10 protein-coding genes and 3 tRNA genes are annotated in these 13,308 nt (G+C 65.4%); 8 read left to right on the top strand and 5 right to left on the bottom strand.

Annotated features, from left to right (window positions below; all coding sequences use genetic code 11):
• Positions 1-329: 329 nt before the first annotated feature.
• Entirely contained in the window at positions 330-1,544 is a 1,215-nt protein-coding gene (locus tag QQS38_RS12875) for a polysaccharide pyruvyl transferase family protein (RefSeq protein WP_479645765.1), read from the top strand.
• A gap of 53 nt (positions 1,545-1,597) precedes the next feature.
• Here the strand turns inward: QQS38_RS12875 and pdxR are convergent, their stop codons facing one another.
• Positions 1,598-3,127: a MocR-like pyridoxine biosynthesis transcription factor PdxR gene (gene pdxR / locus QQS38_RS12870; protein ID WP_479645764.1), complete on the bottom strand. Its 1,530-nt coding sequence runs from the start codon at positions 3,125-3,127 to the stop codon at positions 1,598-1,600.
• Positions 3,128-3,264: 137 nt separating this feature from the next.
• Between pdxR and QQS38_RS12865 the strand changes: the two genes are divergently transcribed.
• On the top strand, positions 3,265-3,903 hold the full coding sequence (locus QQS38_RS12865) for an FMN-binding negative transcriptional regulator (protein WP_479645763.1): 639 nt from the start codon (positions 3,265-3,267) through the stop codon (positions 3,901-3,903).
• A 233-nt stretch (positions 3,904-4,136) separates the two neighbouring features.
• Positions 4,137-4,787, top strand: a complete 651-nt coding sequence (locus QQS38_RS12860) for a LysE family translocator (RefSeq protein WP_479645762.1) — start codon at positions 4,137-4,139, stop codon at positions 4,785-4,787.
• A gap of 316 nt (positions 4,788-5,103) precedes the next feature.
• Here the strand turns inward: QQS38_RS12860 and QQS38_RS12855 are convergent.
• From QQS38_RS12855 to QQS38_RS12840, 4 genes are all read right to left on the bottom strand, one after another.
• Positions 5,104-5,177 (bottom strand) — tRNA-Cys (locus QQS38_RS12855).
• Between the two features lie 115 nt (positions 5,178-5,292).
• Positions 5,293-5,368, bottom strand: a tRNA-Gly gene (locus QQS38_RS12850).
• Positions 5,369-5,430: 62 nt separating this feature from the next.
• A tRNA-Gly gene (locus QQS38_RS12845) sits at positions 5,431-5,506 on the bottom strand.
• A 137-nt stretch (positions 5,507-5,643) separates the two neighbouring features.
• Positions 5,644-6,978: a gamma-glutamyl-gamma-aminobutyrate hydrolase family protein gene (locus QQS38_RS12840; RefSeq protein ID WP_479645761.1), complete on the bottom strand. Its 1,335-nt coding sequence runs from the start codon at positions 6,976-6,978 to the stop codon at positions 5,644-5,646.
• Positions 6,979-7,258: 280 nt separating this feature from the next.
• On the opposite strand from QQS38_RS12840, the gene QQS38_RS12835 reads away from it, so the two are divergent.
• The 5 genes from QQS38_RS12835 to guaD all read left to right on the top strand — a co-directional run bounded on the left by QQS38_RS12835 (position 7,259) and on the right by guaD (position 13,250).
• A complete protein-coding gene (locus tag QQS38_RS12835; protein ID WP_479645760.1) occupies positions 7,259-8,638 on the top strand; it encodes an amidase in 1,380 nt (459 codons plus the stop codon).
• A gap of 129 nt (positions 8,639-8,767) precedes the next feature.
• The gene (locus QQS38_RS12830) at positions 8,768-9,286 is read left to right on the top strand and encodes a disulfide bond formation protein B (protein ID WP_479645759.1); all 519 of its coding nucleotides are present in this window, start codon (positions 8,768-8,770) and stop codon (positions 9,284-9,286) included.
• A 418-nt stretch (positions 9,287-9,704) separates the two neighbouring features.
• The gene (gene xdhC, locus QQS38_RS12825; protein WP_479645758.1) at positions 9,705-10,784 is read left to right on the top strand and encodes a xanthine dehydrogenase accessory protein XdhC; all 1,080 of its coding nucleotides are present in this window, start codon (positions 9,705-9,707) and stop codon (positions 10,782-10,784) included.
• The gene (locus tag QQS38_RS12820; RefSeq protein ID WP_479645757.1) at positions 10,765-11,805 is read left to right on the top strand and encodes an adenosine deaminase; all 1,041 of its coding nucleotides are present in this window, start codon (positions 10,765-10,767) and stop codon (positions 11,803-11,805) included. Before xdhC ends, QQS38_RS12820 begins: the two co-directional genes overlap by 20 nt.
• Positions 11,806-11,942: 137 nt before the next feature.
• Positions 11,943-13,250 carry a guanine deaminase gene (gene guaD, locus QQS38_RS12815; RefSeq protein WP_479645756.1) on the top strand — a complete coding sequence of 436 codons (1,308 nt, stop codon included), beginning with the start codon at positions 11,943-11,945 and terminating at the stop codon, positions 13,248-13,250.
• Positions 13,251-13,308: the final 58 nt, after the last annotated feature.

The following is a 13,308-nucleotide window of genomic DNA, read 5'->3' as shown; positions in this document are numbered from 1 at the left end:
ACCCCCATACGATCTTCGCCCATTGTCGATTGAGTCATATTCGCTCCCTCATGTCTCGACCCCACGGCGCGAGAAAGCAACGGTAGAACAAGGGAGGAAGACTTTGAGCGATACGCGAGAATTTTCAGACGAAGAGAAAGAAATGCCCCGCGCGAACACACAGGTAGGCGTTCGGCGCGTAAATGGCACGCTGCAAAATCACGCAGGGTCGATTGGCGCAACACTATGCCGTTCGGCCGAATCGCCCCGCGTTGCCCGAGCGCGTAGCATGGCTGTCATTCATGCATCGCATCTCGTTTCCGCGCATGCCGCCACGGAGCCACGCACCCATGTCCGAGCCAATACACACCGCTGAAACGGTCATCTTCGGCGCGTTCGATCGCCACAATTTCGGCGATCTGCTGTTCGCGCACATTGCCGCCAAGATGCTGCCAGAGCGGCGTTTGCGCATCGCCGGCTTGGCTCAGGTCGATCTGAGCCGCTATGGCGGTCACAAGGTGGAAGCGGTGTCGACATTGGCCGGTTCCCGGTCCGATCGCCCGGTCGACATCGTTCACGCCGGCGGCGAACTGCTCACGTGCAATGCATGGGAAGCCGCCGTCATGCTGGCGTCGGCGGACCATGCCAAAGCAGTCATCGATCAACGCGCCGCGTGGCGAGCGGCGCCGCTCGAATGGGCCGACCATCATTTCGGCATACGCGCGTGGGCGCCTTACGTCGTGCCCCGCGAGCGTTTCGCGCACACGCGCGTACTGGCCTTCAACGCAGTGGGCGGGGTCGATTTGAACGATTGCGAGGCCGGCATGCGTATGCAAGTCATCGAAACGCTGGCAAGCGCCTCGGATGTCACCGTGCGAGACGTCGTCACGCAGCAAGCGCTCGCCGCAAGCGGCATCGCCGCACCGCTTCTGCCCGATCCGGCAGTGATGGTCGAGGCCCTCTTCGGCGATGTGATTCGCGCCCGTATCGCTTCGGAACCGGTCGCCTCGATCAGGCACGCCTGTCCCAACGGCTATATCGCGGTGCAGTTCAGCGCCGATTTCGGCGACGACCGCACCCTCGACGAAATCGCCTCGCAACTGGACATGGCGGCCCAAGCGAATGGCCTCGGCATCGCCTTCTTCCGCGCCGGCATCGCCCCTTGGCACGACGATCTAGCGGTGTTCGAACGAACCCGGCAACGCATGCGCGCGGCGTCGGTGCATATCTTGAGTTCGCCGAATCTATGGGACATATGCGCACTCATCGCAGGCAGCCGCGTATTTTGCGGCAGCAGTCTGCACGGCAGAATCGTCGCGGCGGCGTTCGCCCTTGCGCGCGTCAATCTCCTGCACCCCGTCCTGACTGCCGCGCAAAGCAAACAAGCGGCGTTCGCCGCCACTTGGGAAGATACCGACATGCCCGGTGCGGTAGACATCACCGAAACGGCGCAAGCGCTGGGCGCCGCCCTTGCGATAGAGCCCGTTCGGCTCGAGCACATTGCCAACAACCTCGTGCACACGTATCGGCAGGGGTTTGCGCGCTTGTCGGCACTGCTGGCCTAGGCATATTCACGCCAATTTCTGGTGCGCGCGCGCGCCCTAATGCGACGATGCGCTCAGCCGTGCGGTTTTCGGCTCGGGGTGCGCCGCTTACGTCGAGCCTTTCGCTCGTCGCAGACGACGCTGGCGAGACGTTGCGCGGCGGCCAACATTTGCGCGCTGTCGAAGCCCCCGAACCCCAGCACCAAACCGGGCCGCTCACTGCCGGGGGAATACATGGGCGAGACCGCACGCACCGAAACGCCCGCCTTCGCGGCCCTTTCCACGATCGCGCGATCGTCGATGCCCGGCGCGAGCCAGAGTACGAGGTGCATGCCTTGGTCGCCGGGCTCGACCCAAGCCAAGTCGTCCGGCAGCAGCGCGCCGAGCGTCTCGATCAGTTGCGCGCGCTGCTGCGCGTAGACATTGCGCACCTTTCGAATGTGCCGCTCCAGGTGCCCCTCGGCCATGAAAGCAGCGAGGACATGTTGATCGGCGTTCGGCGGGTGACGATCCATCAGCACGCGCGCACCGCAAAACGCATCGACCAAATCGTCCGGCGCGATCAGATAACCCAATCGCAACGAAGGAAACAGGATCTTGCTGAACGTGCCGAGATAAATCACGCGCTCGGGATCCAACCCCTGAAGCGACGGAAACGGATAGCCTTCGTAGCGCAACTCGCTGTCGTAATCGTCTTCCACCACCCATGCGCGCTGCGCGCGAGCCCACGTCAGCAACGCGCTACGGCGTGCCATGCTCATCGGCACGCCCAAGGGGTATTGGTGCGAAGGAGTGACGAACGCGGCGCGGGCATGCGGCGCCAGGCGGATTCCCGCTTCCACGTCGATGCCTTCCTCATCTACCGGCACCCGAACCATCGCATCGCGATGGCCCGTGTGCTCGAGGACAGCCGTGACGCCGCGATAAGCCGGGTTCTCCACCCAAGCTTGATCGCGCGCGCCAAGCAATACTTGAGCCGCCAGAAACAGCCCCTGCTGCGTCCCGCTCGTCACGACCACCTGCTCCGGTTCGCAACGCACCGAGCGCGATTTACGCACGTAGCCGGCGATCGATTCGCGCAACGACCTTGCGCCTAGCGGGTCGGCATAACCGGCCGGCGCGCCGGGGCCTTTCGCGCGCAACCGGTTGCCGAGCCGGCGCCAAACGTCCGCGGGGGCAGTCAATCCGACTGGGACTGAAATCGCAAATGGCACCTGGGCAAGCGGCGTGAATTCCCGCGCGAGTGCCGCGAAAGCCGTCGCATTTTCCGGCAAATCGGCAGGCGCCGGGTGGCAGCGCCTGGAGCGCGCCTCGCGCGGCGCGCGCTCCGCGGCCAACGCTTGCGCGACGCGAGTACCCACGCCCCGCTTCGCTTCCAGAAAACCCTCGGCGATCAATTGCTCGTAGGCTTCCAGCACCGTTCCGCGCGAAACACGCAACGACGCCGCCAACAGACGCGTCGACGGCAACCCATCGCCGGGCCCGATGTCGCCTTTTCGCACGGCTTCCCGCAGCCCCTGCGCCACTTGGCGACTGAGGTTGCCGCCCTTGCGGTCCAATGTGCCGATCGACGCAATGTCGGCAATGCGGGCCGTCCTCGCCATAATTCTGGCCTTCTAAAAATGCTCCAAATTGGATCTGTAGAATAAACCAGTTCGGCACCACAATGGATTCCAAGCCTATCGGCATTTCATTTAGACGTCTCAGTGGAAGTAGCACCTTACCCGCGAGTGGAACCGCCATGTACGTACCCGACCAATTCAACGAACCCCGCACCGACATCCTGCACGCGCATATCGCGCGGCATCCGTTCGGTACGTTGGTCACCCACGGCGCGGGCGGGCTGAACGCCAACCACTTGCCGTTCGAGCTCGCCTCGGCCGAGAGTGAACTGGGCGTGTTGCACGCGCACGTGGCCCGCGCAAATCCGGTATGGCAACAGGTGGCGGACGGAGACGAGGTGCTCGTGGTCTTCACGGCGGGCGACGCCTATATCTCGCCGAATTGGTATCCGAGCAAACAGGAAACACATCGACACGTGCCGACTTGGAATTACATTGCAGTCCACGCCTACGGCCGTATCAGCGTCCATGACGACGAGAAGTACGTGCGCGGCGTGGTCGCTCGATTGACACGCACGCATGAGGCATCGCAGGCGCGGCCCTGGAAAATGAGCGACGCGCCAAGCGACTTCGTCGACACGCTGCTCAAGTCGATCGTCGGCCTGCAAGTGGACATCACGCGGCTCATCGGAAAAAGCAAAGTGGGGCAGAACCGAGAAACGCGCGATATCCAAGGCGCGGGTGAAGCGCTCAGAGCGCGAGGACAACTCGAGATCGGCGACGCCATGCTAGCCGAGGCGGCTCGCAAGCGAACGTGACGCCATGCAGCTCGCTCGTGTCGACCGAGTTGCAGGGCGCTTCGAATTTGCGCGACTGTCCAGACGCCGATGGTTGGCCGGACATACTGCCCGGCGCTGCAGCGCGCATCGAGTGCCGCGGTTGGGCGAGGCGTTCGTCACGCGACTGGCTCGGCGAAATGCCGGGAAATTGGCCATGGCGGTCGGCGCGCAACGGGCAACAATGATGCGACCACACATTCCCTAGGTTCGTTATGTCGACGCACGCTTTTTTCTCGGCAAACTTGCTGCTTGCCTACGCGGCCTATTTCGTCGGCACGGCGAGTCCCGGCCCGAGCAACCTTGCGATCATGTCGATCGCGGCCACGCAAGGGCGCCATGCCGCGCTCGCCTTCGCGTTCGGCGTCATTTCCGGTTCGATGTTCTGGGCAACGGTGGCGACGGTGGGCATCGCCGCGGCCCTGCTCGCGTATTCGCAATTTCTGTTCGCGATCAAGATTTTTGGCGGCCTGTATTTGCTGTGGCTGGCGTTCAAATCAGGGCGCACGGCGTTTAGGCGCACGGCGCTCGCCTCGGCCATCGCGCCTTCATCGATGGCGGGTCGGCCACAAGCACTTCGCGCGCTGTACGTCCGAGGCGCATTGCTGCATTTGACCAACCCCAAGGCCGTCTTGGTGTGGGCGTCGATCGTGGCGCTCTCGTCCGATCATGGACGCGCTTCGCACGGCGCCGTGATTGCGGGCTGCGCCGCGATCGGGGCCGTTGTCTTCTGCAGCTACGCGGTCGTGTTTTCCATGGACGCAGCCCGTCGGCTCTATACCCGAACCCGCCGCGCATTGGACGGATGCCTCGCCGTAGTCTTCGGGCTAGCCGGCATCCGGCTCCTGGCCTGGTCTTCCAAATAGGCCGGGGAACCGATTGGCGATTGGCGATTGGCGATTGGCGATTGGCGATTGGCGATTGGCGATTGGCGATTGGCGATTGGCGAGAATAGCCCGACATTGCCGAAACGAAGTCCAAACCGCGCGAACCGAAAGGCGAACCAAGCCCGCAAGCAAGGGCGGTTCCCCGTTCGAGCGCCGCACTGGCCAACCGCAACCCGCGGCCACACAATAGGAACCGTAGGGATAGCATCCACGGGAGGAAACCGCAGGCCGTGTGGCTTTCGGACGTCGCAAAAGAAAAACCCTGACGAGCCGAGACTGGTCAGGGTTTGGGACTTGGAGGCGCGAGCCGGAGTCGAACCGGCCTACACGGCTTTGCAGGCCGCTGCATAACCGCTTTGCTATCGCGCCAAAAGCGGATTTGCCGGAGCGTCGACGCCGCACGGCTGCGAACGTCCCGGCTTATCGGTTCAGCGAACCAGCAGGGGCCGCTAAACAAAAAGGGAAGCCTAGCTTCCCCTATACCTGGAGCGGGAGACGAGTCTCGAACTCGCGACCTCAACCTTGGCAAGGTTGCGCTCTACCAACTGAGCTACTCCCGCGTATTCCCACCAACTGCGCAGCGCCTCGGCAGATTGCTCCGCACGACGCGCCTGATCGAAACTGGAGCGGGAGACGAGTCTCGAACTCGCGACCTCAACCTTGGCAAGGTTGCGCTCTACCAACTGAGCTACTCCCGCAGTTTGCTTCCCTGACTCACACGCTAACCCGTGTTCGCCGGAGAAGCGAGATTATGTATAAACCGCTGAATCGTGTCAACACTTTTTGCGCCCATCGCGACGTGTTCGTTGCGGCAGCCGTCGCAACGAACGGAACGTCAGAAGCGCGTCTCGCGCGCCGCCCTCAAGAAGGTATCGAGCAGCGGTGTGCAATCGAGCAGTTCGGCCCCGCCCGCGCGGTGAAATTCCGGGTGCCACTGCACGCCCACGACGAACGGTGCGCGCCGGTAGCGCACCGCCTCGATGAGACCATCGCCCGCGGACACGGCCTCGACGTTCAAGTCGCGCCCGAGTGTCTTCACCGCCTGATGATGGATCGAGTTGACCACGGCCTCGCGCCGCCCCGGGAACATGCTTGCGAGCGTCGAACCGTCGGGAAAACGAACCGAGTGACGATGCTGATCGTAAAACTCGCTGACGTGAATGCCCGCGGTCGGCACCTCGGTCGCGATGTCCTGATAGAGCGTGCCGCCGAACGCCACGTTGATCAATTGACATCCGCGGCAAATACCGAGGACAGGCTTGCCCGATTCGACGAATTCGTACAGCAACTCGAGCTCGTACATGTCGCGCACGCGATCGCCCGGCCATTCGGCCCGCATGTCGCTCGCGGCGTACGTTTGCGGCGAAACGTCGGCGCCGCCTTGCAGTAATAGGCCGTCCAGATGCTTCGCGTAATCGCGCAGCCGGATGTTGCTCGGATGCAGCATCCCTTGATGCCCGACCGTGGGAATCATGAACACCATCACATCGCGCGACATGACCCAATGCGCGACCGATTCCTCGAGGTACTGCAGCGTCTTGCCGCGCAAGCCGCGTGCGCCTGGCTCGGGATGAAAGATTCGCGCCGATACGCCGATGCGCAAGGTTCGCTGCGTGATGCGCTGCCCCGCCCGGTCGAAGAGCTGGCGTGCGCGAGCCGCGATCGTGCGGCCCAGCACGCTCCAGGCCGAATCGTTTTGCCGCAGGTACGCCGGCTGCGTTTGCGCCACGGCGCTGGCGGGCGGCGGACGCGGCGTGTCGAAATCGGGAGGCGCCCCGAAGCCGGGGGGCGGCGCGCCCGCGGCGCCAGCCGCGCCCTTCGAAGCATAGGCCGCCTGCGCCGCCTGCTCTTGAGCGGTTGTGTCTTTCGCCGCCGAATCCCGCGCTCGAGCCGCTTGTGCTTCGCGTGCCGTTGGCGCGCTCGCCTGCACCGGTTCGACGGCCGTGGCCGATTCCAATGCGTCGCTCGCCGCCCGCGAGGCGGCGAGCGCGGGCGTTTCGTCGATGGCGCCCGCGGCAGGCTGCGGCGGCGCCTCGCTCGGTGGCGTCGCGGGTGCGGCCGGTATCGCGGCAGGTGCGCCGGGGGAGTCCGTCGAAACGGAAACGGAAGCGGACGATGACGAAGAATCTGGGCCGGGGCGACCGGCGCTCGGCGGCGTGTTTTCGCTCATGAAGGGGGCAAGCGCGTCTCGCACGCAAACGATGAAGATGATTCATTATCCGCCAGCGCATCGATCAGTCGCAAATTACAGTCCTGTAATCGGTACGCGGCGCCGCTTGCCGGCCGCCTGTCCCCCTGGAGGGCGGGCCCGCAGCCGCCGTCCGGGAAACCGGGGCAGCGGCTACAATGCGCCGACAGATGCTCGTACCCCCGCAATGCGCATGCCGCTGCGGCCCGCGAGCGCATCTGCTTTCCCTTCGTGCAGTTCAATCGCTTCATCTGGACACGCCATGGCCACCGATTTCGCTCCGTTTCCGCCGCTTGCGGAACTTGCCGCCGCGCTGGCGACCGGCCGCACGACGAGCCGCGCGCTCGTTCAAGCCGCGCTCGAGCGCATCGCCGATCCGAACGGGCAAGGCTCGACCGTCTTTCTCGAAGTCGACGCCGAGCGCGCCCGCGCAAGCGCCGATGCGCTCGATCGGCTGCGCGCCGCCGGCACGGTGCTCTCGCCGCTCGCCGGCATCCCCGTTTCGGTGAAGGACTTGTTCGACGTCGCCGGCCAAGTCACGCGCGCCGGTTCGCGCGTGTTGGCCGGCGCCCCGCCCGCGGGCGCCGATGCGCCGGCCGTCGCGCGTCTGCGGCGCGCCGGCGCCGTCATCGTCGGGCGGACCAACATGACCGAGTTCGCCTACTCGGGCCTCGGACTCAATCCGCACTACGGCACCCCGCTCTCGCCTTATCGGCGCAATGAAGCAGGCGAAGCACGCATTGCCGGCGGCTCGTCCTCGGGCGCGGCGGCTTCGGTTGCGGACGGCATGGCGGCCGTGGCGCTCGGCAGCGATACCGGCGGCTCGATTCGCATCCCGGCCGCGCTATGCGGTCTCACGGGCTTCAAGCCGACCGCGAGCCGAGTGCCGCGGCAAGGCGCCGTGCCGCTTTCCACGACGCTCGACTCGTTCGGGCCGATCGGCGTCTCGGTCTCGTGCTGCGTGCTCGTCGATCGCATCCTGGCGGGCCTCGAGCCGCACGTGCCCGCCGCGCGCCCGCTCGAGGGCTTGCGCTTGGGCATCCTCACGCATTACGTCACCGACGACATGGAGCCTGCCGTCGCGCTCGCCGTCGAAACCGCGACGAAACATCTGGAGGCGGCCGGCGCCATTCTCGCCGACGTCCATTTCGCGCCGCTCGAGCAACTCGTGTCGCTCAACCGTTTCGGATTTTCGGGCATGGAGGCGTATGCCTGGCATCGTCCGTTGATCGAGCAGCATGCCGATCGCTACGACCCGAGGGTGCTCGTGCGCATCAAGAAGGGAGCGGGGGCCACCGCCGCCGACTACCTCGACTTGCTTGCGCAGCGCGCCGCGCTGCTCGAAACGGCGCAGGACACGCTCTGGCGGCGCTTCGACGCAATCGTTGCGCCCACGGTGCCGATCACGCCGCCGCGCGTATCCGACTGCGATGCCGACGACGCTGCCTACGCCCGCATCAACGGGCTCGTGCTGCGCAACCCGAGCGTATTCAATCTGCTCGACGCCTGCGCCGTCTCGCTGCCCTGCCATCCTCGGGGCCAAGCGCCGGTCGGGTTGATGCTGGCCGCCGCGCCTCATGCCGACGATGCGCTGCTCGCCACCGCGCGCGCCGTCGAACGGGTGCTCGAATCGATTCGGTGAAGCGGCGTTGCCGCATACCGGCCGCTGGCCCAATGCAGCACGCGCCGGACCCGGCACGCAGTCGGTTTTGCGAAAGCGCACTAAAATTGCGCGGTTTATCGATATGAAGATAAGGAACGATTTCCTCTTATGAACGCCACGTCACTACTGCGCCGCGAACGCAGGCTCCTCGCGCTGCTCGGGTTCGTTTGCCTCGCCCTCGTCGGCGGCGCGCTCTATTTGCAGTACGCCAAGCACGAAGATCCGTGCCCGCTGTGCATCATCCAGCGCTACCTGTTCTTGCTCATCGCGCTGTTCGCGTTCGTCGGCGCCGCACGCAAGGGATGGCGCGGCATCGCGCTGTTCGAGACGCTCATCGCCATCACCTCCGCCACCGGCATCGCGGGAGCCGCGCGCCATTTGTACATTCAACTGAACCCGGGTTTCAGTTGCGGCTTCGACGCACTGCAGCCGGTGGTGGACAGCCTGCCGCCCGCGCACTGGCTGCCGAGCGTGTTCAAGGTCGCCGGCCTTTGCGAAACCGTCTACCCGCCGATTCTTGGCATCTTGCTGCCCGGCTGGGCGCTGATCGCGTTCGGCCTCACGTTCGTCGCCGTCGTCGTGAGCGTGTGGCGCCGGCGCGGCACGGGGCGTCCTTATTCCATCTGATGTGCGCCGATGCACATCGATGCGCGGGTGCGCCCCTGGAAGGCGCCGGCAGAGCCATTCACCGAGCGACGCGTATCGCCGTCATGGCGGCGGCCTGATAGCGCCCATCAGCGGGAAACGATGTCTTTGCGCCGTCTCGGTGCTATCTTCGAGCATGGATGGCGATCCACGTGCGCGAGGCCAACGGCCGGCCATTGCGTAACGCGCGCCTGATCCCCCCCTTCAGGATTCGGCTATGACGACGCATCCCATCCGCTCTCGATCGCCGCGGCTTCGCCGCGCCTGCGCCACCCCGTCGCCATCCGCCGCGGATGGCACGGACCATGCAGCACCCACCGACATACCGCCTGCCGCCGCCTGCGCGCCCTCCCCGGCACGCTTGCGCTCCAGCCCGGCTTGAACGGAGCGCGAGGACCTTATGCAATCCTGGCTGACCGAATTGCAGCAACTGCTCGTGCACGGCGACGCCGTCGTGCTCGTGACGGTCGCGCACGTCGAGGGCTCCACGCCGCGCGAGGCAGGTGCGAAGATGATCGTCACGCGCGAGAGCGCGCGGCACACGATCGGCGGCGGCCATCTCGAATGGCGCGCGATCGAAATCGCCCGCGAAGTGCTGCGCGACGGTATGCGCGTGCCGCATCTGCGCCGGCTCGAGCGGCTCTCGCTCGGGCCGAGCCTCGGGCAATGTTGCGGCGGCGCGGTCGTGCTCGCCTTCGAGCGGCTCGACGTGCGCGATCTCGATTGGGTCGCCTCGCTCGCCAAACGCATGCAGGCAGGGCTCGTCACGCAGCGCCGCGTATCGTTCGACCCCGCGGGAGGCACCGTGCGCCTGACCGAAGTCGACGCCGACGCCGCCACCCGACTGCCCGCTTGCCTACTCTCCGATGCCGACGGCTTCGACGCTGGCGCCAGCCTGCTCACGGAAACGATCGCCTCCAGGGAGTTCCCCGTCGTTCTGTTCGGCTCGGGCCATGTCGCCGCGTCGTTCGCCCAAGTGCTATCCACGCTGCCGTGCCGTGTGCGCTGGGTGGGCGAGCGCGATGCGCAACTCCCACCGTCGTTGGCGCGCACGCAGCACGCCGAGGGGACGCCGGATGCGAGCGAGCCCCCGGGACAAGCCGTCGACGAGGCGGCGCCGGGCACCGCGTTCGTCGTCATGACGCATGACCACGCGCGTGATCTGGCGCTCGCCGAGCGCATCTTGCGGCGCGACGATTTCGTTTTCTTCGGCATGCTCGGCTCGCGCACGAAGCGCACGCAGCTCGACCAGCGCCTCGCCGCGAGCGGCATCGACCCCGTGCAAATTGCGCGCATGGTCTGCCCGATCGGCGTCGAGGGCATCGCCGATAAAGCGCCCGAGGTCATTGCAATCTCCGCCGCGGCGCAGTTGCTGCAGGCCGTCGAGGCGGCCCGCGCCACGTCTGCGGTTTCATTCCATCGAGAGCCACCGTTTTTTACGCCGCAACCGCTGAACGATCATGACACCAACACTCGCTGAGAAGATAGCCGGCGCGCCTAAAGCCGAACTCCATATTCACATCGAGGGCTCGCTCGAACCCGAGGTGATCTTCGCGCTCGCCAAACGCAACGGCGTGAAGCTCACCTACGAATCGATCGAGGCATTGAAGAAAGCGTACGAGTTCACCGATTTGCAATCGTTTCTCGACATCTACTACGCCGGCGCCAGCGTGCTGTTGACGGAGGACGATTTCTACACCATGACGGCCGCTTATGTGGAACGCGCGCTCGCCGACAACGTCGTCCACGCGGAGATTTTCTTCGACCCGCAGACACATATGGAGCGCGGCGTCGCCATCAGCACGGCCGTCGCCGGCATCGAGCGAGCGCTGGCCGAGGCTGAGCAACGCGGGCTCACGAGCAAGCTCATTCTCTGCTTCTTGCGGCACTTGTCCGAGTCCGATGCGCTCGCCACCTACGAGGCGGCGTTGCCGCTTTTCGACACCTACGCGCACCGGCTCATCGGCGTGGGCCTCGATTCCTCCGAACGCGGGCATCCGCCCTCGAAGTTCGAGCGTGTCTTCGCGCTGGCCCGCGCGCGCGGTTTGAAGCTCGTCGCTCACGCGGGCGAGGAAGGGCCGCCTTCTTATATCCACGAAGCGCTCGATCTGCTCAAAGTCGATCGCGTCGATCACGGCGTGCGCAGCATCGAGGATGCGGCGCTCGTCGCGCGCCTTGCCGATTCGCGCGTCGCGCTGACCGTGTGCCCGCTCTCGAACATCAAGCTGCGCGTGTTCGACGACATGAAGCAGCACACGCTCAAGCAACTGCTCGGGCAAGGCGTCGCAGTGACGGTGAATTCCGACGATCCGGCTTATTTCGGCGGCTACGTCAACGCCAATTACTTCGCCACGGTCGACGCACTCGAGTTGACCGACCAAGAGGTCTACACGATCATCCGCAACGGCTTCGAAGCATCGTTCGTGACGCCGCAGGAGCGCCAAGCGCTCATCGAGAAGCTCGACGCCTACTGGGGACAACCGACCACGGCGCCGCACTGATATCCCGCGCGACGCCCCTCGCGCCCGCGCTCCGCCGCTTCGCTGCGCCTTGCCTTCGTTGCGCGCGCAACGAAGGCGGCGCTCGCCCTGGCCTCGCACCGCCCGCCCATTTTCATCGCACCGAGAGACGTTTCATCATGAGTCAACAGGATAAGCGCATCGCCTTTCGCGCCAAATTACTGACCTTCGTCGGCGACCCCGCCACCACCGCGGGCGGCGCATGCTTCGAGGAAGACGGCCTGCTCATCGTCGAAGACGGCCGCGTCGCCGCGGCGGGCGCATACAGCGCGTTGCGCGCTCGGATCACCCAGGAAACCACGCTCGTTCAATGGCCCGGCAAGTTGATCGCACCGGGCTTCATCGATACGCACGTGCATTATCCGCAAACGGAAATGATTGCTTCGCCTGCCGCCGGCCTGCTGCCTTGGCTCGACACCTATACGTTTCCGACCGAGCGCAGCTTCGAGGATCCCGAGCATGCCGCGAACGTGGCCGAGTTCTTTCTCGATCAGTTGCTCGCATGCGGGACCACGACGGCGCTCACATACTGCACGGTTCATCCAGGTTCGGCCGATGCGCTGTTCGAGGCAAGCGAGGCGCGCAATCTGCGCATGGTGGCGGGCAAAGTATTGATGGATCGCAACTGCCCGGAGTTTTTGCGCGATACCGCGCAATCGGGCTACGACGACAGCGCCGCGCTGATCGCGCGTTGGCACAAGCGCGGGCGTCAACTCTATGCGCTCACGCCGCGCTTCGCTCCCACCTCGACGCCGGCGCAGCTCGAAGCATGCGGCGCGCTCGCCCGCTTGCATCCCGACGTCTTCATTCAAAGCCATGTATCCGAGAACACCGATGAAGTGAAGTGGGTCGCCGATCTGTTCCCCGGGCACCGCAGCTATTTGGGGGTCTACGAACATTACGGCTTGCTGCGCCGGCGCGCGGTCTATGGCCATTGCATCCATCTCGACGATGACGACCGCGCACGCATGGCCGAAACCGGCGCGGTCGCTTCGCACTGCCCCACGTCCAATCTGTTCCTGGGCAGCGGCTTATTCGATTTCGAGAAAGCGAAGCAAGCGGGAATGCCCGTTGCGCTAGGCACGGACGTGGGCGGCGGCACCTCCTTCTCGATGCTGCAGACGATGAACGAGGCGCACAAGGTGGCCCGCATGACAGGGCATCACCTCACCGCCTCGCGCATGTTTTGGCTGGCGACGGCGGGCGCCGCTCGAGCGCTCGGTCTCGACGATACGATCGGCACGCTGCGCCCAGGCGCCGAAGCCGATTTCATCGTGCTCGATCCCGAGGCCACTCCGCTGCTGGCCCGCCGCACCGCGCTGGCGCAATCGCCCGAGGAGTGGCTCTTCGCCTTCGCCATGCTGGGCGACGATCGCGCCGTGCTCGCCACTTATGCGGCGGGCAAGCAGGCGCATCGCCGCGCATGAGAGAGTGCGCGCCCGCGGCGTTCGCCACGTGCGCCGCGCCCGCCTATCGCGCGGCGTC

This window comes from Trinickia sp. Z7, assembly GCF_056498045.1.
Note: the sequence above shows the minus strand (reverse complement) of the source record. Positions and strands in the feature narration are given on the sequence as shown.